Below are 25,096 nucleotides of genomic sequence, written 5' to 3' on the forward strand. Positions count from 1 at the left end.
CGCCAAAAACTTATGTGACGACTTTTTTGGTTTTATGTAAAGTTTATTCTGAGCGAACGCCGTCTGGCTTCCGGGCATATACTGATAATAAAAAATAATGAGGTATGGCCATGAGCAATAAAATCAGCCTGTGCATGATTGTAAAAAATGAAGAGGTTAATCTGGCCCGTTGTTTACAAAGTGTGGCCGCAGCTGTGGATGAAATTATTATTGTCGATACAGGCTCATCAGACCAAACCATCCAGGTGGCCGAACAGGCCGGAGCTCAGGTCGTCTCGCACCTCTGGCAGGATGATTTCAGCGCGGCCCGCAATGTATCGTTAGAATTAGCCACCGGCGACTGGGTCCTGTTCCTGGATGCCGATGAGGTGCTGGAACCGGGCTCTGCCTGCGGTTTGAGGCAAGCGGCCGCAGCGGACAACGAGGGCTATTTTGTCAAAATCATCAATCTGATCGGTGTGGAAGGCAATCAGGAAGCCTGCCCGGATTTAGTATTCCGGCTATTTCGCAACAAGCCGGAATATCGTTTCCGCGGGGCCATTCATGAGCAGATTGCCGATGTGATTCTGGAAAATAACCGGCAGGCAGCCTTTCAGATCGCTGAGAACATTGTGCTGCGTCATTATGGTTATTTGGACCGGCAGGTCAGCGAAAAAAACAAAAAAAACCGGAACCTGGCCATTATCCAAAAACAAATAGAATGTGAACCCAATAACCATGCGCTGCGTTACCACTACGGCGTGGAACTGTACCGCATCGACAGATTTGCCGAAGCCGCGGCAGAACTGACCAGGGCAGCCAATCATACCGACCCGGGGACGATCTATTATCCCAAACTGTTACGTTACATCGCCTTGGCCCACTATGGGGCCCGGCAATATGAACAGGCCCTGGCGGCCGTTGCGCTGGGCTTAAAGTTTTTCCCCAATTACGCTGATTTATATTACTACGGCGGCTTAATTCAGCTGGAGCTCAGTAATTACGCCGGCGCCTTCGACTGCTTCCAGCATGCAGTCTCCATGCCGGAGCAGCCGGCTTATTATGCACCCTTCAGCGGCAGCCGCGGTTTTCGGGCTTATTATCAGCTGGCCCGGTTGGCCGAGGTCTTTGGCAATGAAGAAGAAGCCTTGCGCTATTACATCCTCAGCCTGCAGGATAATGCGGCTTTTACCCAGCCTTTGCCGGCCATTGTCCGGATACTGAACCCCCGGGAAGACCCGGACTATACCCGAGAGGCAATGGAAAAGCTGTGTGATTTTTGTACAGCCGACGCCAAACGGCTCATTGGCACGGTGTATTTTACCGAAGGGGCGTACCGGCTGGCGCTCGAATATTTCGAGCAGCTGGAACCGGCCGTGCTTGATGATTACACCAATATGCTGAAAGCGATTTGTCTGATTCAGCAAAAAAGAATCCTGGAGGCATTGCGCTTACTGGAGGCCATTCCCCTGAACCACCCGCAATACCCGTTGGCACGGATGAATGCGATTCTCTGCTTCTGGCTAAACAAAAACCGGACAAAAGTCCGCCGGCTGTGCGAGGATTTCCTGGCTGTCGGCCTCTCGGCCGATACCGGTGCGGTCGTCACCATGCTGAAGGACTCTTTATACAAACGGGGCTCAGCCCCGCCTGCCCGCCTGGGACCGGAAGGCATGGCCCTCGTACAGGATATAGTATTGCGGGCCCTGGATCTGCAGGAATTACAGCTTGCCGAGAGCTTGTTGAGCAAGGTTGCCCCGGAAACGACAAAAGAACATGCCCTGGATATTGCCCGGATTTTTGCCCATTACCACTATTGGGAACAAGCCAGAATGTACACCGAACTGTATTTGACGGCCCAGCCGGAGGATGCAGCCGCCTGGTGCCAGTTGGGAGAAGCACTGCAGCATAACCGGCAGGCAGCCGAGGCCGGCCTCTGTTACCGGCGGGCTTTATCGCTTGCCCCCCAGCAGCCGCAATATTATGTCAAACTAATACGCCTATACCAGGCTATGCGCCAGGAGCTGCTGGCGGAAGCGGCCCGCAAATATCCCGACATCCCCCTGTTCCGTGAGCTATTGGAGGAGGCTGCCAAACAATGACCCAGCCACGTATTTCTTTGGCGATGATTGTCCGCAATGAAGCGCCCCGCCTTGGCCAGTGCCTGGAAAGTGTTAAACAGGCAGTGGATGAAATTGTCATTGTTGACACCGGCTCAGCCGATACAACGCTGGCGATTGCCCGCACGTATACACCCAAAGTGTATTCGTACCGGTGGGGCGACGACTTTGCCGCGGCCCGCAATTATGCAATTGAACAAACAACCGGCGACTGGATCCTTTCCTTAGATGCCGATGAGCAGTTGACCGCTGCGCCGGAAGAGTTGCAGGCCTTGGTCAGCCAGCCCGGCTATACCGGCTTTTACCTGCCGCTGCAGGCCTTGAAGGCCGGCAATGAGGAGTATGAATATGACCGCTATATGGTGCTGCGGTTATTCCGGCGGCAGTATCGCTTTACCAGTCCTGTGCACGAATATGTGCGGATCGACACCCCCTGGACGGTCGGCTATGCCTGTGCCCCGGCAATCCGGCATCAGGCCGTGCCGGTCCGGGAACGCAACTCCCGCCGGGGCCGGAATATCCGGCTTTTAAAGGCAGCGCTGCGGACCAGCCCCGCTCCCTGTTTATATTATTATTTAGGGATCGAATGGCTGGGGCTGAACCGCATAGCGCTGGCGATTCCCGCCTTGCAAACCGCCTTGCAGCAACTGCCGGCCGCGCAGGTTATGTTGCGCACACCGGCCGTCCGTCATCTCATCAGCTGTTACCGGCAGTCCGCCAAGCTGATGGCAGCGACCCGGCTTTGTCTGGAAGAGGCTGAAAGCTACCCTGAGTATTGCGATCTTTTTTTTGATGCCGCCGTTCTCTTTGAGCTGCAGGGTGAATACGCCCTGGCCATGAAATGGTTCCAGGAGGCCATTCGCTTAGGACCGCCGCCGCCGGCCTTCTTTCATACCGAAGGAACAGATAGTTACCTGGCTTATTACCATCTTGGCTACTGCGCCGAAAAGCTGGGCCTGGCCAAAGCGGCGCAAACCTACTATGAGCAGGCCGTACATGTCGGTAAAAATTACTGCTATCCCCTCTATCCCTTAATCATGCTGAAACTGGTCCGGCAGCCGGCCGGTGAGGTATTGGCATTTCTCCGGGAACAGGGGTATCTTACAGTTGACGGCCTTGCCGAAAAAATGGCGGAGCTTTTCTGGACTGCGGGCCTCCCGGATCTTGGGGCCCAGTGCTTAACCCCTGATCCTGCCGGCAACGCACCCGTGCCCGAGATATTGGTTGCCTGCCGGCTGTACAGCGGCGACATCACCGGCGCTTTGCAGTCCATTGAGCAAATGCGGCGGCAGGGACTGGCTCTTTCAGCCACAGTAGCCGTAGATGAGATTATCGCCCTTATGCTTGTCCGCCGTTTTCCTGAAGCCCGCCAGCAGCTATGGCGCCTCTGGCAAACGCCGGCCAACCGGCCTGTGTTCCGGGCCGTATTTTGCCTGTATAAGCAATTGTGCCACAATACCACCCTGCCGCCGGCTAATCCCCAGGCCGCGTCTATCCTGCTGGAGATCAGCAACCGCTGCCTGCAGGTCCGGACAACAAAATACTCCGAGCAGCAGGGTTTTACCGCTGTCCTGGCAGCAATCAAGGACATACTCGCCGCCGAGGCCGAATCCTTTGCTTTATTTATCCGTAACCTGACCCTTAAAGAACAGGGTGTGAAACAAAGCCTGGATTACACCTTTTCCACCCTGCGGGGCTTATACCTATGAAGAGCACAACTTCCATTTCTTTATGCCTTATTTCGAAAAATGAGGCCCACTGCCTGGCTCATTGCCTCGACAGTGCCCGGCAGCTTGTGGATGAGATCATTGTGGTTGATACAGGCTCAACCGATGGCACGGCCGAAATCGCCGCCGGCCAGGGGGCCGCCGTGTTTCATTTCTCCTGGACAGACGACTTTGCCGCCGCCCGTAATTATGCGGTCAGCAAGGCCAGGGGCCATTGGATACTGGTGTTGGATGCCGATGAGGTATTAGCGCCCGTATCCCGCCCCGAACTGGTAAGCTACCTGGAACAAACACCGGCGGAGGGCTATTATTTTGAGATCATCAGTTACCTGGACGGCGGCCATAAGACAGTGAACGATTATGTGGTCCGTCTGTTTAAAAATAAGCCTGCCTACCGTTTTAGCGGTTCGATTCATGAACAGGTAGCCGGCAGTATTCAAAGCCATCATCCTGCCGGCCAGCTGCCTGTTGCCCCTTATACCATTCACCACTACGGCTATCTGCCGCAGGAAGCGGCCAGGAAACATAAATTCGAACGCAATACGGCCATTATTCAAAAAGCCCTGCGGCACAACCCCCGGGATCCATTTTTACACTACAGTCTGGCCATTGAGCATTTACAGCGTAAAGACTTCCGCCAGGCCGGCCTGCTGCTGGAAAGCACCCTTCCCCGGCTGGAGGGGACGGAAGGCTATATCCCCCAGGTATTAGCCGCATTATTGCTGACAAAAGTAGCCCAACCGGACGACGCCGGCGCCGAGGCCCTGTTTGGCAACTGCCTGCAGGCGCTGCCTGACAATGGGGACTTGTGCTGCCTGTACGGGGTATGGCTCATGCAGCATAACCGGTGGCCGGAGGCAGTCCCGCTGCTGGCCGGTGCCTTATCAAAAAATCTGGCCCTGGTAACTGCCGGGCAGGTTCATTGCTGCCTGGGGGATGTGTACTTTTTTACCGGTCTGTTTGGCCCGGCCAGTGAACATTATATTGCGGCCTTCACCGAAACGTCGCTGGGTGCATATCCGCTGACCAGGCTATTAACTATGTGGCGCGACCAAGCTGCCCTTCACGCCTGTGTACCGGCACTGAATAAAATCTCCCCGGCGGCCATAACTGGATTATTGCCGCGGCTTAGCCAGCCGGGCCAGGCCGAGCTGACAATTGCCGCTTTGCTGCTGGCTATTCTGGCAAGCGTCAGCACCGGCGATCTTTCGCAGGCTGTTTCCGCCTGCGACACCTATGCCCGGCATTTGGCGGCCCTGGCCCCGGCGCACTGGCCGCAACCGGAAATGTATGGCCTCCTGGAGTACAACGGCAGCAGGCTGCTGCTCCAGAGCCGGCTGCTGGCCTTGTCCGGCGGCCATGCACCCCGCGTGCGGCAGGCATTAACAGAGGACGCGCTGCAAAGTTTGCTGCTGATTGCGGCAGTTGTTCAGCACCGCGTCCCCGCTACTGACCCATTGACATTCTGGGAGGGGGTATTTATCGGTGAAACGCATTTTGCTGGCCAGCCCAATCAGGCAGAAACCGGCCATTCTGGCTGAGTTCCTTGCTTGCCTGCAATTGCTGGACCAAACAGGTTTTACCCTGGAGTTTCTGTTTATCGATGATCATGATTCCCCAAGCGCCGCACTGCGGCAGTTTGCTGCCGCCAATCCGGGGGTTACTGTTTGGCCGGGAACAGAGCAGTCCCGGAATTATCGCTGCGACGAACAGACGCATTACTGGCAGGAAGATATTGTGTGGAAAGTCGCCAAATATAAGGATGATTTCATCCGCTTTGCCCGGGAGCAGCAATATGACTATTTGTTTCTGGTTGACTCGGACCTGGCGCTGCATCCCCAAACCATTACCCATCTGGCCAGCCTCGGCCAAGACCTTGTCTCTGAGGTTTACTGGACCCGGTGGGAGAAGGAATTAATCCCGCTGCCGCAGGTATGGTTAGGCGGTCAGTACCGACTGCATGAGACCGGTGACGGCCGGCCGCTGAGTGAAGAGGAAACCGGCCGGCGCCAGCGGGATTTCATCAGCCGTCTCCACTGCCCCGGAATCTATAAAGTCGGCGGCCTGGGGGCCTGCACCCTGCTGAGCAGGGCGGCGCTCGCTGGCGGTGTTTCTTTCCGCAAAATATATAATCTGGACTTAACCGGTGAAGACCGGCATTTCTGCGTACGGGCCGCCGTGCTGGGTTTGGAGCTCTATGCCGATACCTGTTATCCTCCCTACCATATGTACCGGGAATCAGAGTTGCCGGGACTTGTGCAGCATAAAGAGCAATACGACTACCGGCAAAACCGGCCGGCGCCCCGCCTGACCCTGGCCATGCTGGTGCGCAATGAGGAGCATCGCTATCTGGTGCAGGTCCTAACGCAGGCAGCCGGTTACGCCGACTATGTAGTCATTCTCGACGACGCCAGCACCGACAACACAGTGCAGGTTTGCCGCCGCTGCCTGGCCGCTGTACCGCACCGGATTGTAGTTAACAATGAGGCCGGCTTCCACAATGAAATCGGCCTACGCAAACAGCTCTGGTCTTTAGCCGCCGCCACCGGCCCGGACTGGATTCTCATATTGGATGCGGACGAAATGTTCGAGGACAGTATCGTCCGCTGGCTGCCGTTTTTGCTGCGCAACCCCCTGGCAGATCTCTACCATTTCCGCCTGTATGACATGTGGAACAAAAACCAGTACCGGGAAGACGGCTGCTGGCAGGCGCATCTGCATTACCGGCCGTTCCTGGTGCGCTATCAGGCCGGCTATGAGTATATCTGGCACGAAACCCCCCAGCACTGCGGCCGGCTGCCCCTGAATCTGGGTCATCTGCGGGGAGTTCCCTGCCAAATCCGCCTGCAGCACTGGGGCTGGTCCCGGCCGGCTGACCGGCTTGACAAATACTACCGCTACCAGCAGTTGGACCCTAATGCCCGCTACGGCAGCCAAGAACAGTATCAGTCGATTCTGGACCCTAAGCCCAACCTGATTAACTGGCGGGATTAACACAGGCTCTTAATGCCGCCTGTCAGAATAATCAGGCCTGATTGGCCAGGCAGCCAGAAGCGAAGCAAAATGAACGTCCCCCTGCTTCTCTTTATTGTAAACAGCAAAAAATCCGCCAGGTGTGTGAGCCCTGCGGATTTTTTAAATGTAAGCATGTCGGTTATGTTGATTTTGTGCTGGCTGACTATGCCACTTCACCGGAGAAATTAATGACCGCAATCTCAGCGGCAAAGGATATCCTTAAAGAATTTGCAATCATTTCCAGCTTTTGGGCAGTCTCGTTGGAATAGGACGTTTCGCCGCACTGCGAGCAGACTTGTGACGGTACGTTCTTAATAATGACAATACACTTCCCTAAGTCGACCATAAAAGTAGTCTTTTTATCCTCTAACTGTCCTTTACACATAAAACAAGTCATTATTTGCCCCTCCTTGTCTTTCCATCACTTTTCCATTCGGTAGAACTGGGATAATAGGCCGTGATTAACCAAAGTTCCGAATCGGCAATGCCACATACAACATGAAGCTGAGTCCGGTTGAAATCAATTCCTAGAATTAAGCAGCTAGCATAAGGATAGTCAGCTGGATAACTTTCGATAATTTCACCGGTCAACAAAGCGCTTATGACATCATCCATACTTATATTACGCTGTAAGAGCCTGACCAATACATGATGCGTCCAGCGCAGTGCTTTTTGTTGGCACAGCGTTTGAACCGTCTCTATGTCAAGTTGGTGCATTTTGTCGCCTCCTTATACCGTTACGGCCGGCGTCTTATGCTGGTTAGGCAATAGTAATTTTTATAAACAGTTCCTGACAGGGACTGAAGATCATTTCACTCGCTGCAAACGATACATAGTTTCATCCTGTTCGGCGGCCTTCCGAATTAAAAGGAAATATCTGCTGCTGACCCTCGAATAGGTGCCGCTGTCCGTCAGGCAGTTGCTGCAGTACCCTGCCCACGCCTCCTTGGCTTCTCCTGCCGTACCATTTTGCTTAATTATAGCATAAAACGCTACTGAGTCATATAGCGCGCCCTCCTGATTTGGCAGGAACCCCCTCAGCACTGGGGCTGGTCCCGGCCGGCTGACCGGCTTGACAAATACTACCGCTACCAGCAGTTGGACCCTAATGCCCGCTACGGCAGCCAAGAACAGTATCAGTCGATTCTGGACCCTAAGCCCAACCTGATTAACTGGCATGATTAACACAGACCCTTAATGCCGCCTGTCAGAATAATCAGGCCTGATAGGTCAGGCAGCCAGGAGCCGCAGCAACAAGGAACGTCAGGCTGTGCGACACCAATTGCATTCACCACTTAGCTATTAAAACAGGCACTAATATTAATTTAAAGACAAAAAAACACCAAAATATCGCTGCTGTTCTCCGCTTTTTGGTTTATCTCAACAAGACTTGAAGTTTTTGCACAACCTGACATCCCCTGTGCTGCTCTTAACACTTCTAAATATTTTCTGTATTTATTGACCGTAGAATTCGCGCCGCACAAATGCGAGGCAGTTGTTCAAGGCAACCTCTAGCCGCTTATGTGCTTCTTTTGTATCTTTTTGTTCTCTTTCCAGTCGGTCAATTTCCTCACTTAATTTCTGAATTACATAACAAAGGTGATCATATTCTTGCTTCTTTTCGGCTGATAATCTTAACAGCATTATCATCCCTCAACTCAAACCTTTCAACAATCTTTGATATTTGCACTTAACTTATTGAGGCTTATTTACACGGATGATATCCGGATCTAAAAAATTTCTTCTTTATATTTCCTGGATACGAATCACCAACAACATCCATATTATACCATATACATCAGCAAGTTAGAAAGAAAATATCTAATATAGACAGGTGCGTTAAGTTAATCAGCTCTTTTATAATTAACATATCAAGTGACATGTAGGAGTGTAACTAACGGATGCGAAAAAAGGATACCGATCGATTTTTCCCCATTTACAAAGAAATTGGCCGCAGAATTGCTTTCTTTAGGAGCTTACGCGGATTAAGTCAGGAAGAGCTGGCAGGGAAAATTAATATCAGCACAAGTCATCTTTCTAAAATCGAAGCGCCCAACATACAGGTAAGCTTTTCCTTCGACATGCTTTTAATGATTGCCGAGGGATTGGATATAGAGGTTACAGCCCTATTTGCGCCGATTGATACAATTACCGTTAAATTTAGCGATAATATTCAGATTAACAAATAACCAATTTTAAATCTTAGTCAGCCTGGAGGCTGGCTTTTTTTATTTCTACGGATTTGTACCAAATAACTTTTTCCTATTCCGATTATAAAAGAGGATTTTAGTGAGTTTAGGACAGATAATAAAACAGTAGATCAATTGGAGAGATAAATATAAGCTAAGGAAATAAAGACGAGTAAGGCTTTGAAAGAAAGGTACACCAACCAATTAAGGAAGGTGTACCTTTGCATTATGATCTAAATTACTATCCTGCGCGTTTGTGTTCTAATACTCAGCACTCCATCCCGGCGTTGCATGCTTTCGTAGGTTTTGGCGATAGCTGTGGTTAACAAAATAATCAGGCCTGATAGGTCAGGCAGCCAGGAGCGAAGCAAAATGAACGGTCCCCTGTTCTCGAAAAAAAAAAGCCTGCCGGCGGGCAGGCTCGCTATATATGGCATTTACTCTGAGGCCGCTTGCCGGCCCCCTTCCTGCCAGTTCTTCAGCAGATATTGCTCTGCTTCTGCGCACCACAGGCCTTTGTTGCGGCCTGTGATTTCCGCCAGTTTGGCAAAATGGGGATTGGCGGCCCCCAGTTTGGCAAAATCCTCAATCGCCGTCAGTTCCATATCAATACCGGTATAAATCAGTTTTTTCCCTCCCGGCAGCTGCGGCAGAGCTAAGGTTGCGGCCGCCGCACTGTCGAGGCCGCCGACGTGGGTAACCATGACAGCGGGATTGATGCGTTTCTTTTCCGTCAGCCGCAGCGACTCAAACATGTCGCTGGTATTGCCGCCGGTCGTGCCCATTACATGAGCGGCATTGTAATGAACATTATAATAGTTGAGCAAACCGGCAAAGGCCGTATCGGTCGGACCGGCAAAAAAGTTCAGGCAGCCATCCCGTCCCAGAATTTGATCAGCCTGCTCCACTACGGCCCTTACCGGCGCATACACATGCACATCATCAAATCCGGTCCCGCCGGTAAGGCCCCGTAAATGCGCAGCCACATCGCTGATTGCCGCCGTATTGACAAAAATCAGCTCAATGCCGGCTTGTTTAACCTCAGCCGGGGGGAAAATAGCCTTGGCCCTCGCTATTTTGGCCGCATCCACATCAGTAACCACGAGCATTGCCGGCTGCCGGTCGCCATGCAGGGCGTAATCAATGGCCCCCAGGCCCATGGGCCCGGCTCCGGCCAGAATAGCCAGCTTGCCACCGGCGGCTATGCCCATCCGGTGTTCATAAGACCCCATATCAGTATGATAACTGGCATGGAAAGCGCCAATAATGCAGGACATGGGCTCGGCCAGCGAAGCATCATAATAGGCCTCACCCTCGTATTTCAACAGGCACCCCAGCTCCATGACCTCCTGCGGCAGGATGGCGTAGGTAGCCGCGCCCCCGCAGTAGCGGTAAGAATACCCGGGCGAATCCATGCTGCCCTGATAGTTTAACGCCGGCTGCAGAGCAAACTTCTCACCCGGCGTAAACCGGGACTGCCATTTGGCCCCCACTTCCACAATATTGCCGGCCATTTCGTGGCCGATAATAACCGGCTGTTCAGCAACGTCCCGGGGTACGCGTTTGTGCTCAGGTCCGAGCACAGCCGCCTTATAACTGGACATGCAGATGCTGTCGGAAATGATCTGAACCAGGATTTCATCTGCTTGTAGTGCCGGCAACGCAAAGGATTCCAGGCGCAAATCGTTTTTTCCGTATAGTCTTACCGCCCGCGTTTGCATTTGTTACCACCTCTTATGCATCTATTTGTTATAGCCTGCTAACAGCTCAGTTACTTCCGCCGTTGTGGCACAGGCAAGAACCTTATCGACAAAGCCTTCGCCAGCCATTTTCTCCCGGTCAAAGCCGGCCAGAGCCTGGCGCATCTGCGGCAATAACCCGGGCGACATGCTTAATTCATCAATCCCCAGCCCGGCAAAGAAAGGCGCCAACAGGGGATCGCCGCCGGCCTCGCCGCAGATGCCGGTCCAGATGCCGGCCGCCCGGCCAGCCCGGACCACCTGGGCAATCATGCCCAGCACCGCCGGATGGCAGGCCTGATATAAATAGGCAACAGCACTGTTTTCCCGGTCAACAGCCAAGGCATACTGAATCAGGTCGTTCGTGCCGATGCTGAAGAAATCCACCTCTGACGCCAGTTTGGCGGCCAGCCAGACCGCGGCGGGAACCTCAATCATCATTCCCACCTGCAGAGAACCAACCGGATGGCCCTGACTGACAACAGCCTTGCGGGCCGTTTCCAGATACTGTTTGGCCTGGCGCAGCTCTTCCAGGGTTGCTATCATCGGAAACATCACCGCTGCCGGCCCGGCTGCCGAAGCCCGCCAGATGGCCCGCAGCTGGACGGCAAACAGTTCCGGCCTGTTAAAACACAACCGCAGGGCCCGGACCCCCAGAAAAGGATTCTTTTCTTCCGGCAGCGCCAGCGCCGGCGCCCTTTTATCACCGCCGATGTCCAGTGTCCGGATAACAGTCAGCTGGGGGGCGCAGGCGCTGATTACCTCGCTATAAGCCGCAGCCTGCTCTTCTTCTGTGGGCAGAGCGGTCCCCATAAATAAAAACTCGGTGCGGTACAGGCCCACCCCCTGCGCCTGGAAACGCCGGACCAAAGCAAGGTCGGAGGGATGACCGATATTGGCAGCCAGCGTGATGCCGGTATTAGCCGGGGCTGGTTCTGCCGGCCCTGTTTCAGCGGATTTTTCCGCTGCTCCCGGCAGCGCTGCCAGGTCGGCAAGCGCCACCGCACCGATCCACCCCTGCTCACCGTCAACCGCCACCGCCTCAGCCCTGGTCAGTTCTTCCCAGCCGGCGGCCACGCCGACAACTGCCGGAATCCCATAGGTGCGGGCGAGAATAGCCGCATGGGATGTTTTGCCGCCATGGCGGACAATAAAGGCAGACACCCGGTCTTTCGGCAGCGTAATGGTTTGGGCCGGTGTTAACTCCTCGGCCAGCACGACCCAGCTGCCGGCCGGGGGAAACCGGCTGTCGCCGCTGTCCTTGCCGTGCAAATGCTGCAGCAGCTGCTGCGAAACATCCTGAACATCAACAACCCGCTCCCGAAAATAGGCGTCTTCCAAGGCCGCCAGCATTGTCACCGCTTCGGCCGTTACCTGCTGTACCGCCTGCTCGGCCGGCAGGCGTTTATCCTGAATCCGCAGCGCCATTTCGCCGGTGAAAGCGGGATCACTCAATAATAGCCGGTGAGCGGCAAAAATTTGGGCCAGCCCTTCCCCCTGTTCCCGTCTGACCTGGTCTTCCAGCTGCAGAAGCGCCTGGTCTGCCGAGACAATCGCCTGTTGCAGCCGGTCCAGCTGACTGAGGCTGTCGGCAGGACCGGGATCAGCAGCGGCTGCTCTGGCTGCCGGCCGGAGCAGCCAGGTCCGGCCGGCGGCCAGACCGGCTGAGGCGCCAATCCCCTGCCAGCTTTTTTTAGCCATGCTCAGCCTCCTGCTCTCCCGCTGCTGACAATGCAGCGATCAGCTGCATCAGCTCATTGTCGGCGGCCGTTTCATCTGGTCCGTCCAGCGTTATCTGGACACTGCTGCCTGCCGTTAACCCGAGCGAGAGGACCGCCAGCAGGCTTTTGCCGTCTACTTCCCGGTTGGCTTTTTTTAGCCTGATACTGCTTTGATACCGGCTGGCAGTCTGAACCCACTGGGCAGCAGGCCGTGCATGCAACCCGCTTTTATTATTAATTACGAATTCATGGACAATCATTTTTTCCACCTGCCTTATAATCAGTAGCCGCTGCACCCCCGCTGACCTGGACCTGAGACAGTAATTTCTCCACTTCCTGGACCGGACCGGCCTGAGTGCCGGGCTGAACAACCGAAGCCGTAGCCGCCGCCGTCCCCAGGCGGGCACAATCGGCTAAAGACAAACCCCGGGTTTTACCGACAACAAAACCGGCAACCATAGCATCGCCGGCGCCGACGGTACTGTTAGCGACAACAGCCGGCGGCGTAACCTGCAGTATTTCTGTTTTGTCGGCCACAATGGCGCCACGGGCCCCCATAGTCACAATGACTTCCTGGATTCCCCCGGCCAGCAAGTCGGCAACCGCATTTTTAACCTCGACTGCTTTTGCCAATTCCCGGCCGACCAGTTGTCCCAGCTCTTCCAGATTAGGCTTAATGGCATGGGGAACAGCCTTAATCCCCTCACGCAAAGCGGGGCCGCTGCTGTCAAGGAATACCCTGGCCCCCTGCTGCTGCAGCAGCCCGGTCAACCATCCATACATGTCGGGCGGCGCGCCCTGCGGCAGACTGCCGGCAAGCACAAACCATTGATGCTCTCCGGCCAGCCGGCGGATGACCGTTTCCAGTTCTTCCCGGTCCCGGCTGCCGCAATGTAAGCCCGGGAAATTAATTTCCGTTACCCGGCCGCTTTGGTCGTCAACAATCTTAATGTTGACCCTGGCGGCACCGGCAACCTCAACAAAGCAGTCAGTAATCGCCTGCTTCTGAAAGTACTCATGGAATCGCTTGCTGTTATCCTGTCCGAGAAAACCGGTGACACAAGCCGGGTGGCCCAGGGCCCTGACTACCTTGGCGACATTTATGCCTTTGCCGCCGGGATCAATCCGGTGCGACTGGACACGATTGACCTCTCCCTCCTGAAAATGCGGGATATATACAGTCTGATCAAGGGCCGGGTTCAGGGTAATTGTTACGATCTGCCGTTGTCTGTTCATAGCCGGTCACCTCCCTTGTTAGCCTATTGCCGGGGTCAGGACTTTAGTCAATGCCGCCAGCTGCTGCCTGTCGGTATCGGTAAGGCCGTCATCAGTAATTAATAATTCAATATCCTCAAGGCCGCATATCCGGGACAGGCTGCGCCGGCGGATTTTGGAACTGTCGGCAACCAGAATTTTTTGGCTGCCGGCGCGGAGCATATAGCGCTTGGTTTCGGCTTCCGTCAGGTTGGGCGTAGTAATCCCGAATTCAGGATCAATACCATTCGTGGCCAGAAAGACTTTATCAAAATACATCTTGCGCAACGCATCATTTGTCAGATACCCGACTAAAGCCCGCGTATTTTTCCGCAGCGTCCCCCCCAGCAACACGGTCTCAACCGCCGCTTCCTCGGCAAACACCTGGGCAATATCCATACTGTTGGTGGCGACAGTAATTTTCCTGGTACGTAATAAGCGGGCAATTTCCAGGGTGGTTGTGCCTGAATCCAGGAGCACCGTCTCGCCATCATTGACCAGACCGGCAGCCAGGGAGGCAATCTGTTGTTTTTCCGCGAGAAAGCAAACTTCCTTCTCCTGAAAACTCATTTCAAAACCGGTTTGCACTGAAATGGCTCCCCCGTGGGTTCGCTGGACGAGACCATTGTCCTCCAGTTCCTGCAGATCACGGCGTACGGTAGACTCGGAAACGCCGAAACGCTGGCTCAAACTGCTTACCGTTACAGGGTTGCCTATTCTGATAAGTTGTAGAATCTCCGTTTTTCGTTCTTCGGCAAACATAAATTCCTCCAGTCACATCTAAAGCATCTAAACAGCTATTTAACAAAGCGCCGGCCCGGGACCGTTGCGGCAGATAAGCGAACAAAGCTATTCTATATTTTCTTCAAGATAGGCGAATAACTCCTCTTCACTGTTGGCAGCCAGCAGCTTCTCTTTCTGCCCGGCATCCATCAGCAGGCCGGCCAGCCCGCCCAGCAGGGCAACATGCTCGTCATTATTGCCGGCAATGCCGAAGGCCAGAAATACTTTTTTGCCGTCAACCCATTCAATGCCCCGGGGAATCTTAACGATGGCAATGGCCGTTTTATTCACCAGGCTGCGGCTGTCCTCCGTGCCATGGGGGATTGCGATCCCCTCGGTAATATAAGTGCCGGTATCCTGCTCCCGTTTATGCATAGCGCTGATATAATCAGGCTGCACAGCGCCGGCCGCTACCAGCTGACGCCCCAGAAACTCGACAGTCTCGGCCTTGCTCTTCAGGTCAGACTTTATAAAAACCAGGTTACGGTCAAAACGCATGTTTTCGCTCTCCTTAATTTTCTGTATCGGAAGAAACTAAACCCGTATAAGCTATAAACCGGGACACAGTCTCAGCACTGCTTAATTATCTCGTCATAAACCGGGGTATTAATAAAGTCCTGCACCCCGTATACGCGGGTTCCCGGTGCCGCCACTTTTCTGGCGCTTTCCACCAACCCCGCCGCGGTCAGCACAATGTCTGCGTCCCGGGGGATTTGATTAACCGGGCTGTGGACAACCTCAATCCCTTTTTTTCCGGCCTGGGCAAGTTTTTTCTTCAGCACGGAGACAGCCATAACTGACGACCCCATGCCGGCCTCACAGGCGAAGACAATCTTTTTCACCGGACCGGCTTCTGTAGTTGCCAGCGTCTGGCTGGTGGCAGACCGCTGGACCTGCTCCTCCGCCTTTGCCGGTTTCATCGCCGTAACCAGCTGCTGGGCGCTGGTCAGGTCCGCGCCGCTCTGTTCATCAACATTGCCGCTATAGGCCCGCACAAAGATGCTGGAGACGAGGAAAGAGACAACCGTCCCGACAGTAATACCTGCCAGGACCCCGAGCAGACCCCCTTTGGGCGTCATGGCCAGCAAGGCGAAAATGCTGCCCGGCGAGGGTGTGGCAACCAGACCGGCCTGAAACAGCAGGAAGGTTAAGTCCGCCGCCATGCCACCGGCAATCACCCCAATAATGCACAGAGGGTTCATCAATACATAGGGAAAATAGATTTCATGAATCCCGCCAAGAAAATGAATAATGACAGCACCTGGTGCGGACTGTTTTCCCAGGCCTTTCCCAAATACCCAGTAGGCCAGCAACAAGCCCAGGCCGGGGCCGGGGTTCGTTTCCAGCAGGAAAAAGACAGACTTCCCGAATTCCTTGACCTCGGCAATGCCGATGGGCGAAAATACGCCGTGATTAATCGCGTTGTTCAAAAACAGCACCTTGCCCGGCTCGATCAGCAGGGCTAACAGCGGCAGCAGCTTGGCTTCAGCAATAACCTTCGCGGCACTGCCAAGCAGGGTGGCAATCCCGGCAACCACCGGCCCGATAATGTTATAAGCCAAGATTACCAGGATCATGCCCAGTATCCCGGCCGAGAAATTATTAACCAGCATTTCAAACCCTGTGGGGATTTTGTTTTCAAGCAGCTCATCGCATTTTTTTATAATCCAGCCGCCAAAGGGCCCCATCACCATAGCCCCCATAAACATGGGAATGTCGCTGCCGACAATAACGCCCATAGTGGCGGTGGCGCCGATTACCCCGCCCCGCAGTCCGTAAACAAGGCGGCCACCGGCAAAACCAATGAGGATGGGCAACAGATATTGAATCATCGGTCCGACAAGTTTGGCCAGATTCTCATCAGGGGCCCAGCCGGTGGGAATAAAAAAGGCCGTAATCAACCCCCAGCAAATAATGGCTGCAATATTGGGTATAACCATACCGGCCAGAAACCCACCAAATTTTTGCAGATTTTCTCTCATCTTTCTCCCTCCTTAAGTCTGATTCCGTGTAAGCCCGGTTAGCAATCTCCTGTATTCACCTCGCATTCAGTCATTTTTGCCCGTTTACTAAGTTAAATTTGATATATTTTGCTCATTTATTATTGTTTATGCTCATTATAATTTTATTTTCATTTGTTGTCAATACATTTTGAAAATACAGATTTTTTTAAAGAAAAACATAAAGACAATCTGCCCGGGGCAGATTGTCTTTGTTAGGGGTCTGTTTATCGCCGCTTTTTTTTATTTGCCAGTACCGCTGCTATCAATTTGCCGGCAATAGTATACTTGCCGGGGCAGGGCGGCAGGTCTTCGCTGCCAAACCAGGCGGCTGCATCGATTTCTTCCCCATCGACCTGGATTTCACCGCTTTCATATTCGGCCGTAAAACCAACCATCAGCGAGTCGGGAAAAGGCCAGGGCTGACTGCCGAAATACCTGATATTCCGGACCTTAAGGCCAACCTCTTCCATGACCTCCCTGGCCACACACTCCTCAAAGGTCTCGCCCGGTTCAACAAAGCCGGCAATAACGCTGTACCAGCCGCGCCTGAAATTTCTATTATGAGCCAGCAGCACCTTGTCACCGCGGACGACAGCCACGATAACGGCCGGTGAAATGCGGGGATAATATACAGTTCTACAACCCGGGCACAGTCTCGCCAGCTCACCCGGCTTCAGCTGCGTCGGCCGGCCGCATTGGCCGCAAAACCGGCTTAGCCGGTGCCAGTTTATGATTTGAAACGCCCGGCCGGCCAGCAGGAACAAATCTTCTTCCACCTGCTCCAGCAGGGACCTTAACTCTTTAAAAACCAACCCGGGCGGCAGAACGGCCGTATCATTGATCTCCATGCAGTAACAGGGCCGCCCCTTCAGTTCACCCAAATACTGCCGGCCGCTTAACTGCGGCCCTATTTGTTTAACCTCCTCACTGGTGGGAATGGCCGGCCGCGCTAAACCGTCCCGCAGCAGGATCTGGGCCGCTTTGAAAATAAACATCCAGGCCGGTCCGGCCGCGGCCCCGGCCGGGGCAACAACAGCCGGTCTATAATTTTTATATAAGCCCCGCTCAGCCATAAACCCCTGCGTCCTCATGGCTTTCCCCTGTTTGCGCGCGCTGATAGACCAGCCTGCCGGCAAAATAGGTCTGCAGTACTTTCACCTTGTCAATAGCAACAGGATTGATGGCCAGCAAATTGTGCTCAAGCACAACCAGATCAGCCTGCTTGCCGGCTGCCAGCGACCCGGTCTCATGGTCAATAAACAGGGAATAGGCGCCGTTGACTGTAAAGCTTCGGAGCATGGCCGCCACCGTAACCCGCTCGGCCTTATTCAGCAAATACCGCTCATCATCCCGGTCGGTTATATCTTCCACGCCATAGACCCGGCCGTCGAAGATATTGCGGGTAACCCCGGTTTCAATCGCAAATAGCGGATTAGGCACAGGGGTAATCGGATAGTCGGAGGAGGATATGATCGGCACACCGGCGGCCACAAAGGTCTGCAGCGGATATTCGTATTCAGCCCTGTCCCCCAGGAGCCGGTAGTCAACATTGTGCCACCAGTTGGGTCCTTTGAAATGCCAGTAAGGCTGAACGCTGGCGATAACCTGCAGTTGTTTAAACCGCACGATATCATCGGGGGCAACAAGCTGCAGGTGAGTGATTGTATTGCGGAAATCACCGGCAGGCGCCAGCTGCCGGGCTGCTGCCAACGCGTCAAGGACCTTGCGTGTGGCCCCATCGCCGATCGAATGGACATGAATCTGCAGCCCCCGCCGGTTGGCGGCCGCAAAGGCCTCGTCAAGGCCGCCCCCGTCCCAGAGAAACCGGCCGTAATAATCAGGGCCTTTGCCTGTCGCCAGGGTGTAGGGCGCCAGCAAATAGCCTGTGCCCCCCTCCACAACGCCGTCAGCAAAAAACTTCGCCGTGGTAATCCGGAAATTAGCGGAATCATATTCGGCCTGCAGGTCGCCAATAGCCTCAAGCTGGCTGTGCAGGTCCGCCTGCGGCTGGACCATGATGGCCCCCCGGACATGAAGCGCCAACTGCCCTTGCCGGGCCAAGTGCTGCAGGGCCTGCAGAATCAGCGGCATAAACCGTCCCAAAATCGCCAGTATGCCGGTAATGCCAAAGCTGTGCATCCTGCTTTGAAAGGCCGTCATCGCCTTTATATACTGTTCGAGGGTGTACTGCGGCTGCATAACCAATGAGATGGCACTTTCCTTCACCGTCCCCCACAGCTCGCCGCTGACCGCGTCTTTCTCAATGACGCCGCCCTCAGGCGCCTGCGTTGCGGTGGTTATGCCGCTCATTGCCAACGCCTTGGAATTGACCCACCAGCTGTGGCCGTCCATGGCCCGCAGAATGACGGGAATATCGGGCGCCACCGCATCCAGATACTCCTTCCGGGGACCTTTGTTCAGATCCTCACCGGTAAAAGCACTCCATAGCCAGCCCTGGCCAAAAACCGCTTTGAGGTCCGGCTGCTGCCGGATAAAGTCCCGTACGGCCGCAAGATAGCCTTCCAGGGTGTTGATCCCGAACAACTGCACCTCATAGAGTTCGGTCAGGGCAATGCCTGGCGGGTGAATGTGGCTGTCAATCAAGCCGGGAATGACCATCTTACCCTGCAGATCAATTGTTTCCGTGCCGTCGTCAATATAAGCCGCGATTTGCTCGTTACTGCCAACAAAGAGTATTTTTTCCCCCTTGACGGCGATTGCCTGATGAATCGTATCGTGGGGATCGGCAGTATAGATTACGCCATTCATCATGACAATGTCGGCCAAACGTCCTGTGGTCATTCTCATCACCTGCCTTGTTTTTTATTCCTGTACTGTCACTGCATTTTTTTAAGACTCACTGTCCTGCTTTTCGGGACGAGCCTGAAAGGCGGCAATGAGGTCATCGAGAAATTGGCCGGCAAATGTTAATTCTTCCTGCCTATAGGCGCTAAAAAGCCGGATAAAGCCGGCCTGAGCCTGATCATGCAGGATTGCATGAATCCGGAATACTTTTTTTCCCCGCGGCGTTAACCTATAATATGTTTCTTTTTGGTTGTTCGCCAGCCGCTGGACTTCGATCATATCCTTTTTGATTAATTTTGCCGTAATTTTTGAAATTCCGCCTTTGGTTATATGCAGGCGTTTGGCAATGGCCGTTGTATTGAGTAAGGCATTTCTTTCAATACAGTCGATGACATGGCATTCCGCCAAAGTCAGTCTCACCTGCTGCAGATCTTCCCAGTCCTGCTCTTGTAAGATTGCCTGCAGTATTTTTTCCTCGTAATCCTCAATACTGTTTACATAATAAACGAGGGTTTCCAGCTTGCGCATCAGCGCCTGAACCGTCAAATCTCTGCTTTGCATGCTAATCAACCTAACTTTATCCAGTGTTGTAGGCTTAAGAACTACTTTTCATTATACAATATGTGATTAAAAAATAAAATCAGTCCCGCTAAATAGTTTACAGGGAAACAACAGGCTGTCATCAATTATGCCGGCCCCACCGGGCTGCCGTGCCGGGTCCTCGCCGAATGATGAAAGAACCGGCCCCAGCCTGCAGTTGTGGCAGGTTGGGGCCGGTTATGATTATTGTCCCTGTCAGCCAAGCAGATTGCCGGCTTCATCGAATTTCATCGCCGCCGGTTCACCGCATACTTCAATCGCAGGATTGGCCTGAGCCGCCGGCAAGAGAGCCTCAGAGATAAAAATTTCGCCCAGGTGCAGGGTGTCTTTAATTCTGACCAGCCTGACTTTGGACATATCCCGGGCATTGCAGGTCTTGACCGCAGCCAGCAGGGCTTCCCGGTCATCGGCCATGACCATCGGCAGGCGGGCCGGAGCGGGGGTGGTGTTGGTAATGCAATTGGCATAGGTATAATCAAAATCAATCTTATTAAACAGTTTGCGAGTTGTATAATCGCCGACACCAATGCCGCAGGCGTTGCCATTGGTCGCTTCCGTCAGATCAAGGACTACCAGTTTGTTGACGTCCGGACCGCCGCTGGCATAAGGGGTCGGATACCGCCCGGTTATGTTCGGGTCCATCCCGTCGCCGGATATTTCCTTGCCAATCCGGTCGACAACAAGTACATCAATCTCGTCAAACAGTATCCGCGGCATCTTGGCTTTGGCCTCAAGCAGCAACTGCTGATCCGTTTCCATAATCTTTTCCGCCGGCACCGCAACCAGTGTGGATATTTTATCATAGGCGTTTTCCACCGTGCCGATAGCGAACAGTACCTTGCAGCTGGCAAGCTTGACCTGGGCCATAGCAAAAACATGCTCGGCCATATGCTTAAAGCTGTACATATGGCAGGTCTCCGCCCCCTTTTGCTTGCCCAGGCCGATTGTCAGCATCTTAGCCAGGCCGCTTTCGCAGGGACCCCGGTAGGCGGTATGGGGTTTAACCCGGTTTATAATGACAATTCCGTCTGCTTCATAAGCATATTTATCCATATGGACAGCCAGGCCATTGTCGATTTTGCCAACCTCCACAACCTCCATGGAAGAGCGTACCGGGCAGCCGACGCTTTCCTCCGTAACCCCGAGATTGGCTAATACCCTGGCCTGGCCGGCGGCAGTGGCACCGCCGTGGCTGCCCATCGCCGGCACCACGAAGGGCCGGCCGCCGCGCTGCCGTATCTCGGCCACGGTAAGCCGGACCAGTTCCGGCAGTCTGTCAAGCCCCCGGCTGCCAACGGCAACGGCAATATTCATGCCGTCTTTAATCCGCTCGCCGATACCGGCTTTGGCCAACTCCTGCCTGATCACTGCCGGTATGTCCTGCACCGTTGTTACCTTAAAATTCTGGCGGATTTTAACCATGCGCGGCAGCTCCGTCCCGGTCAGCAGTTCCTGTATAATCCCCATAACAATTCCCTCCAGCCTTTATATCTGACTACATTGTCGGCCCAATGCGCATAATGGCAAAATCATTTTGTCCCAAAACCTCCGCTTTGGTCAGTTTTCCTGAGGCAACGGCCAGCATCTCGGCCACTATGCGTTGCCCGACCTGGGCTACGGTTTCCTCGCCGGTTATGATGGTGCCGGCATTCAGGTCCATATTATCCTGCATGCGCTGGAACATGGCCGTATTGGTCGCCACCTTGATGGTCGGTGCTATCGGCGAGCCGGTGGGCGTACCCCGGCCGGTAGTAAAGACACAAATATGGCAGCCGCCGGCCACCATGCCTGTCAGCTGTTCAATATCATTGCCGGGGGTATTCATAAACACCAGGCCTTTGGCGGTTACCTTTTCCGCCCAGCCGATAACGGCCTGCAGCGGCTTGGTCCCCCCCTTGTACACACAGCCCAGAGACTTTTCCTCAATGGAGGATATGCCGCCCTCGATATTGCCGGGGGTAGGATTGCTGCCCCGCATATCCACACCCATGGTTTTGGCCGAGTCCTCAAACGCCCTGATCGTTGCATAGCACTGGTCCCTGACGGCCGCATTCACGGCCCGTTCGGCAATGATATGCTCCGCGCCGATCAGTTCGGCCGTCTCGGCCAGGATAGCCGTGCCGCCGGCATCGATCAGCAGGTCGCTGGCCGCCCCCAGCGCCGGATTGCCGGAAAGTCCCGAACAGGCATCCGAGCCGCCGCATTCGGTTCCCAGGATCAGTTCGCCGGCATCAACGGCCTGCCGCTGCAAAGCCGACGCGGCGATCATCATCGCCTGCGCGGCGGCGCTTCCCGACTGGATCGCCTTATTCGAGCCGCCCTCATCCTGGATAATAATCGTACGGACCGGCTTATAGGGGCATTGCCGCCTGATTTCGTCAGCCACGTCCTGGGCCCGGATAACTTCACAGCCTAAACCGACGACCACAATTCCATAGACATTGGGATGAATGCCATGGCCGATAAAGGCCCGGGTTGTCTGCTGCGCGTCCTCACCGAGCTGGGAACAGCCATGCTGGTGTTCAACCCAGACAGCGCCCCTTACATTGGCCGCAATCCCTCTTGCCACCTGGTTGGCACAGTTTACAGTCGGCAATACCAGTACATGATTGCGGATGCCGACAGTGCCGTCCGGCCGGCGATAGCCCATAAAATTCATTGCCTTATCCCTCCTGTGTTCCATTCTCTAAATCACCGCGGCCCCGGCAGCCGCCCAGATTATGCACATGGGTATGCCGGCCGGCGGCAATCGGCGCCGTTGCCACCCCGATTACCTCACCATACTTGATGATCTTGTCATCCTTGGCAATATCCCTGATCGCCACTTTATGCCCAAAGGGGATGTTGTCGATCACATGCAGGCTGATTACGGTACCGTCCCTATTGATCGCAATGTCACAGCCGGCGGCAATATCCTCCGTTACGGTGGCAACATTATCCTGTGGTTTCATAACAATCGCTTGGTACTTTTTCACAAATTCGCCTCCAGACCTTACATAATAACGTCAATTTATAATATTAGCAAAATTCATGCCAGGTAGCGCCGGCCTTCCCTGGCGGGTGGCAATGCCTGCAGCCTTCACAGCTATGATATTCCGGTCCGCCATAAACCGGCGCTTCCCTTGAAACAATTATTTGCATCTGAAACAATTTGTTTCATTCATTTGTTTCATTGCGTTTTCTGCCGGCCCGGAGTTTCCGCCAGAGAGTGGTTCTGCTAATCCCCAGCCGCCTGGCAGCCTGGGTATAGTTATATTTTTCTTCAAACAATATCTGTTCAAGGTTGCTCTGCTCCGCCAGCGCAGGTCTAGCCTGACCGGCAGCCCCTGGGGCCTGGCCCGGCAGCTCACGCCTCACTACATGCTCTTCAATAACCGGCCCCTCTGCCAGCAACCGGGCCCGTTCAATAACATTTTCCAGCTCCCTGATATTCCCCCGCCAATACTGCTGCTGCAAAACCCTGATCGCACCCTCGCTAATGTCAGTACCCGTACTGCTGCCTGGCGTTTTGTTCAGGAAGCTCCGGATTAACGCCGGAATATCCTCAATCCGTTCCCGCAAAGGGGGGATATGCAGCCGGAGGACATCCAGCCGGTAATACAAATCAGCCCGGAACTTTTTCCCGTCAACCAGGGACATCATATCCTGGTTGGTGGCTGCCAGCACCCGTACATTTACCGGTATAACTCCGTCAGCGCCCAGCCGCATTACCTCTTTTTCCTGCAAAACCCGCAGCAGCCTGGCTTGCAGCGCCAGCGGCATTTCCCCCACCTCATCCAGAAAGATCGTCCCGCCGTGGGCCAGCTCAAACAGGCCCGACTTGCCCCCTTTTTTCGCCCCGGTAAAAGCCCCCTCCTCATAGCCAAACAGCTCGCTCTCCAGCAGGTTTTCCGGCAAAGCCGCGCAATTGACGGCCACAAACGGCCCTGTTTGCCGGCGGCTGGCATTATGGATGCTTTGGGCTACCCGTTCTTTGCCTGTCCCGGATTCACCGGTTATCAGTACGGTGGCATCATTGCCGGCATAGAGCCGGACCCGCTCCTTGATTGCCTGCATTTGCGGCGAGGAGGCGATTAACTGGTCCAGATGAAATTTGGCCTTGAGGCCGTTTTTGTTTAATTTTTGCCGGACTACCTGTTCAAAGTACTGCAGCTGGGTTACATCCTGCACATTGGCGATGGCGCCGACAATATCCTCGCCCAGCTTAATGGGAAAACGCTTGATTGCAAAAACCCGGCCGCTAATACTCTGGACACTTTCCCGCTCATATTTACAGCCGGTCAGGCATTCCCGCAGGCGGTCGTCCGGAATGATGCTGCCAATGGGCCTGCCCACAACCGCGTCGCCTGCCATTTTATACATCCGTTCCACCGCCGGATTAAAAATAGTAATCTGCTCATTTTTATCAATAGCAATAATCCCGTCGGCCGAGGCATTGATAATTGTCCGGAACAGCTCGGCCTTCTCCCGCTCGCGCCAGCGGACCTGCGCCAGATTGACAGCCTCAATAATGGCTTTGCTGACAGCCTCGGCCGAGGATTCAATCAGTCCAACCCGCAAACCCCGGTCCAGCAGGAGACCGGCCGAGGAGGCATCGCCCAGAAAGGTGCGCAGCCCTGCCTGACAGGCGGCTTCCAGCCGGGCCGGCGCCACTGCTTCATTTTCAATAAAAATCTCCCGCATCGGTACGCCGATCAGTTCCCCCAATTTTTCGCATTCAAATAAAAAACGCCGCATAAATACCACGCCAATGGTGCCGGCAACCTCGCCCATGCTTTGCAGCGCCCGCAGAATATCGAAAGCAGTAACCTGAATTTCAACAACAGGCACATCCACAGCTTTGGCAATCAGCGAGGCGGTTGCCCCGCGGCTGATAATTACATCCGTACCTTTGGCCACCGCCTGGCAGGCTTGCTCCAGGCCCGCTTCCAGCAGGCCGGGGACCACCTCAATCTCGCCGGCCCATTCAAAATCCCGCTTTGCCAGCACCTCATTGGCCGTGTCCGCAATATTGCGCATCGGCGCAATAATGGTTATCCTCATACCTCCACCTCAATTCAGCCCCCGGTCAGCCGGGGGCGCCTGGTATTGCCTCAGCCCGAGTCTGCTGCCAGCCGGACAGCTTGCTTCCCTCTTCATTATACCGGATACCGGTGCCGGC

22 protein-coding genes are annotated in these 25,096 nt (G+C 54.4%); 5 read left to right on the forward strand and 17 right to left on the reverse strand.

Features of this window, described 5'->3' with window-relative positions:
• The first annotated feature begins 110 nt into the window (after positions 1-110).
• The 4 genes from ACZ481_RS23490 to ACZ481_RS23505 are packed head-to-tail and all read left to right on the forward strand — an operon-like array spanning position 111 to position 6,820.
• A complete protein-coding gene (locus ACZ481_RS23490) occupies positions 111-2,081 on the forward strand; it encodes a tetratricopeptide repeat-containing glycosyltransferase family 2 protein (protein ID WP_464767763.1) in 1,971 nt (656 codons plus the stop codon).
• A complete protein-coding gene (locus ACZ481_RS23495; protein ID WP_464767764.1) occupies positions 2,078-3,808 on the forward strand; it encodes a glycosyltransferase in 1,731 nt (576 codons plus the stop codon). The genes ACZ481_RS23490 and ACZ481_RS23495 overlap by 4 nt, the downstream gene beginning before the upstream one ends.
• Positions 3,805-5,367 carry a tetratricopeptide repeat-containing glycosyltransferase family 2 protein gene (locus tag ACZ481_RS23500; RefSeq protein ID WP_464767765.1) on the forward strand — a complete coding sequence of 521 codons (1,563 nt, stop codon included), beginning with the start codon at positions 3,805-3,807 and terminating at the stop codon, positions 5,365-5,367. Before ACZ481_RS23495 ends, ACZ481_RS23500 begins: the two co-directional genes overlap by 4 nt.
• Entirely contained in the window at positions 5,312-6,820 is a 1,509-nt protein-coding gene (locus tag ACZ481_RS23505; protein ID WP_464767766.1) for a glycosyltransferase, read from the forward strand. The genes ACZ481_RS23500 and ACZ481_RS23505 overlap by 56 nt, the downstream gene beginning before the upstream one ends.
• A gap of 184 nt (positions 6,821-7,004) precedes the next feature.
• Here the strand turns inward: ACZ481_RS23505 and ACZ481_RS23510 are convergent, their stop codons facing one another.
• The 3 genes from ACZ481_RS23510 to ACZ481_RS23520 form a co-directional block, all read right to left on the reverse strand.
• Positions 7,005-7,238, reverse strand: a complete 234-nt coding sequence (locus ACZ481_RS23510; RefSeq protein ID WP_464767767.1) for a type II toxin-antitoxin system MqsA family antitoxin — start codon at positions 7,236-7,238, stop codon at positions 7,005-7,007.
• Positions 7,238-7,558 carry a DUF4258 domain-containing protein gene (locus ACZ481_RS23515; protein ID WP_464767768.1) on the reverse strand — a complete coding sequence of 107 codons (321 nt, stop codon included), beginning with the start codon at positions 7,556-7,558 and terminating at the stop codon, positions 7,238-7,240. The genes ACZ481_RS23510 and ACZ481_RS23515 overlap by 1 nt, the downstream gene beginning before the upstream one ends.
• Before the next feature lie 738 nt (positions 7,559-8,296).
• Positions 8,297-8,485 (reverse strand): hypothetical protein, encoded by a 189-nt coding sequence (locus ACZ481_RS23520; protein WP_464767769.1) that lies wholly within the window; start codon positions 8,483-8,485, stop codon positions 8,297-8,299.
• Positions 8,486-8,742: 257 nt separating this feature from the next.
• On the opposite strand from ACZ481_RS23520, the gene ACZ481_RS23525 reads away from it, so the two are divergent.
• A complete protein-coding gene (locus ACZ481_RS23525) occupies positions 8,743-9,030 on the forward strand; it encodes a helix-turn-helix domain-containing protein (RefSeq protein WP_464767770.1) in 288 nt (95 codons plus the stop codon).
• 437 nt (positions 9,031-9,467) lie between these two features.
• Here ACZ481_RS23525 and ACZ481_RS23530 read toward each other — a convergent pair whose 3' ends face one another.
• The 14 genes from ACZ481_RS23530 to ACZ481_RS23595 form a co-directional block, all read right to left on the reverse strand.
• Positions 9,468-10,751 (reverse strand): zinc-binding dehydrogenase, encoded by a 1,284-nt coding sequence (locus tag ACZ481_RS23530; RefSeq protein WP_464767771.1) that lies wholly within the window; start codon positions 10,749-10,751, stop codon positions 9,468-9,470.
• Positions 10,752-10,772: 21 nt separating this feature from the next.
• Positions 10,773-12,470: a phosphoenolpyruvate--protein phosphotransferase gene (ptsP, locus tag ACZ481_RS23535; protein WP_464767772.1), complete on the reverse strand. Its 1,698-nt coding sequence runs from the start codon at positions 12,468-12,470 to the stop codon at positions 10,773-10,775.
• Positions 12,463-12,750, reverse strand: a complete 288-nt coding sequence (locus ACZ481_RS23540) for an HPr family phosphocarrier protein (protein WP_464767773.1) — start codon at positions 12,748-12,750, stop codon at positions 12,463-12,465. The genes ptsP and ACZ481_RS23540 overlap by 8 nt, the downstream gene beginning before the upstream one ends.
• Positions 12,737-13,726 carry a 1-phosphofructokinase gene (gene pfkB / locus ACZ481_RS23545; RefSeq protein WP_464767774.1) on the reverse strand — a complete coding sequence of 330 codons (990 nt, stop codon included), beginning with the start codon at positions 13,724-13,726 and terminating at the stop codon, positions 12,737-12,739. Before pfkB ends, ACZ481_RS23540 begins: the two co-directional genes overlap by 14 nt.
• An 18-nt stretch (positions 13,727-13,744) precedes the next feature.
• Positions 13,745-14,506, reverse strand: coding sequence for a DeoR/GlpR family DNA-binding transcription regulator (locus ACZ481_RS23550; RefSeq protein WP_464767775.1), 762 nt, complete (start codon positions 14,504-14,506; stop codon positions 13,745-13,747).
• A gap of 87 nt (positions 14,507-14,593) precedes the next feature.
• On the reverse strand, positions 14,594-15,025 hold the full coding sequence (locus ACZ481_RS23555; protein ID WP_464767776.1) for a PTS sugar transporter subunit IIA: 432 nt from the start codon (positions 15,023-15,025) through the stop codon (positions 14,594-14,596).
• A gap of 71 nt (positions 15,026-15,096) precedes the next feature.
• Positions 15,097-16,509, reverse strand: coding sequence for a PTS mannitol transporter subunit IICB (locus ACZ481_RS23560; RefSeq protein WP_464767777.1), 1,413 nt, complete (start codon positions 16,507-16,509; stop codon positions 15,097-15,099).
• A gap of 245 nt (positions 16,510-16,754) precedes the next feature.
• Positions 16,755-17,621, reverse strand: a complete 867-nt coding sequence (gene nudC / locus ACZ481_RS23565) for an NAD(+) diphosphatase (RefSeq protein WP_464767778.1) — start codon at positions 17,619-17,621, stop codon at positions 16,755-16,757.
• On the reverse strand, positions 17,596-19,332 hold the full coding sequence (locus tag ACZ481_RS23570; RefSeq protein WP_464767779.1) for an amidohydrolase: 1,737 nt from the start codon (positions 19,330-19,332) through the stop codon (positions 17,596-17,598). Before ACZ481_RS23570 ends, nudC begins: the two co-directional genes overlap by 26 nt.
• 48 nt (positions 19,333-19,380) lie before the next feature.
• Positions 19,381-19,896: a MarR family transcriptional regulator gene (locus ACZ481_RS23575; RefSeq protein ID WP_464767780.1), complete on the reverse strand. Its 516-nt coding sequence runs from the start codon at positions 19,894-19,896 to the stop codon at positions 19,381-19,383.
• A 234-nt stretch (positions 19,897-20,130) separates the two neighbouring features.
• On the reverse strand, positions 20,131-21,402 hold the full coding sequence (locus ACZ481_RS23580; protein ID WP_464767781.1) for a nickel pincer cofactor-dependent isomerase, group 22: 1,272 nt from the start codon (positions 21,400-21,402) through the stop codon (positions 20,131-20,133).
• Positions 21,403-21,430: 28 nt separating this feature from the next.
• Positions 21,431-22,594 carry a UxaA family hydrolase gene (locus tag ACZ481_RS23585; protein WP_464767782.1) on the reverse strand — a complete coding sequence of 388 codons (1,164 nt, stop codon included), beginning with the start codon at positions 22,592-22,594 and terminating at the stop codon, positions 21,431-21,433.
• Between the two features lie 4 nt (positions 22,595-22,598).
• The gene (locus tag ACZ481_RS23590; protein ID WP_464767783.1) at positions 22,599-22,910 is read right to left on the reverse strand and encodes a UxaA family hydrolase; all 312 of its coding nucleotides are present in this window, start codon (positions 22,908-22,910) and stop codon (positions 22,599-22,601) included.
• Between the two features lie 181 nt (positions 22,911-23,091).
• Positions 23,092-24,978, reverse strand: coding sequence for a sigma 54-interacting transcriptional regulator (locus ACZ481_RS23595; protein WP_464767784.1), 1,887 nt, complete (start codon positions 24,976-24,978; stop codon positions 23,092-23,094).
• Between the last annotated feature and the right edge of the window lie 118 nt (positions 24,979-25,096).

The organism is Sporomusa intestinalis, assembly GCF_055383785.1.

Excerpts from the sequence above, each read along its gene's own strand:
- ACZ481_RS23490 (WP_464767763.1), top strand. The coding sequence starts at position 111 with ATGAGCAATAAAATCAGCCTGTGCATGATTGTAAAAAATGAAGAGGTT.
- ACZ481_RS23495 (WP_464767764.1), top strand. The coding sequence starts at position 2,078 with ATGACCCAGCCACGTATTTCTTTGGCGATGATTGTCCGCAATGAAGCG.
- ACZ481_RS23500 (WP_464767765.1), top strand. The coding sequence starts at position 3,805 with ATGAAGAGCACAACTTCCATTTCTTTATGCCTTATTTCGAAAAATGAG.
- ACZ481_RS23510 (WP_464767767.1), bottom strand. The coding sequence starts at position 7,238 with ATGACTTGTTTTATGTGTAAAGGACAGTTAGAGGATAAAAAGACTACT.
- ACZ481_RS23515 (WP_464767768.1), bottom strand. The coding sequence starts at position 7,558 with ATGCACCAACTTGACATAGAGACGGTTCAAACGCTGTGCCAACAAAAA.
- ACZ481_RS23520 (WP_464767769.1), bottom strand. The coding sequence starts at position 8,485 with ATGCTGTTAAGATTATCAGCCGAAAAGAAGCAAGAATATGATCACCTT.
- ACZ481_RS23525 (WP_464767770.1), top strand. The coding sequence starts at position 8,743 with ATGCGAAAAAAGGATACCGATCGATTTTTCCCCATTTACAAAGAAATT.
- ACZ481_RS23530 (WP_464767771.1), bottom strand. The coding sequence starts at position 10,751 with ATGCAAACGCGGGCGGTAAGACTATACGGAAAAAACGATTTGCGCCTG.
- ptsP (WP_464767772.1), bottom strand. The coding sequence starts at position 12,470 with ATGGCTAAAAAAAGCTGGCAGGGGATTGGCGCCTCAGCCGGTCTGGCC.
- ACZ481_RS23540 (WP_464767773.1), bottom strand. The coding sequence starts at position 12,750 with ATGATTGTCCATGAATTCGTAATTAATAATAAAAGCGGGTTGCATGCA.
- pfkB (WP_464767774.1), bottom strand. The coding sequence starts at position 13,726 with ATGAACAGACAACGGCAGATCGTAACAATTACCCTGAACCCGGCCCTT.
- ACZ481_RS23550 (WP_464767775.1), bottom strand. The coding sequence starts at position 14,506 with ATGTTTGCCGAAGAACGAAAAACGGAGATTCTACAACTTATCAGAATA.
- ACZ481_RS23555 (WP_464767776.1), bottom strand. The coding sequence starts at position 15,025 with ATGCGTTTTGACCGTAACCTGGTTTTTATAAAGTCTGACCTGAAGAGC.
- ACZ481_RS23560 (WP_464767777.1), bottom strand. The coding sequence starts at position 16,509 with ATGAGAGAAAATCTGCAAAAATTTGGTGGGTTTCTGGCCGGTATGGTT.
- nudC (WP_464767778.1), bottom strand. The coding sequence starts at position 17,621 with ATGAGGACGCAGGGGTTTATGGCTGAGCGGGGCTTATATAAAAATTAT.
- ACZ481_RS23570 (WP_464767779.1), bottom strand. The coding sequence starts at position 19,332 with ATGACCACAGGACGTTTGGCCGACATTGTCATGATGAATGGCGTAATC.
- ACZ481_RS23575 (WP_464767780.1), bottom strand. The coding sequence starts at position 19,896 with ATGCAAAGCAGAGATTTGACGGTTCAGGCGCTGATGCGCAAGCTGGAA.
- ACZ481_RS23580 (WP_464767781.1), bottom strand. The coding sequence starts at position 21,402 with ATGGGGATTATACAGGAACTGCTGACCGGGACGGAGCTGCCGCGCATG.
- ACZ481_RS23585 (WP_464767782.1), bottom strand. The coding sequence starts at position 22,594 with ATGAATTTTATGGGCTATCGCCGGCCGGACGGCACTGTCGGCATCCGC.
- ACZ481_RS23595 (WP_464767784.1), bottom strand. The coding sequence starts at position 24,978 with ATGAGGATAACCATTATTGCGCCGATGCGCAATATTGCGGACACGGCC.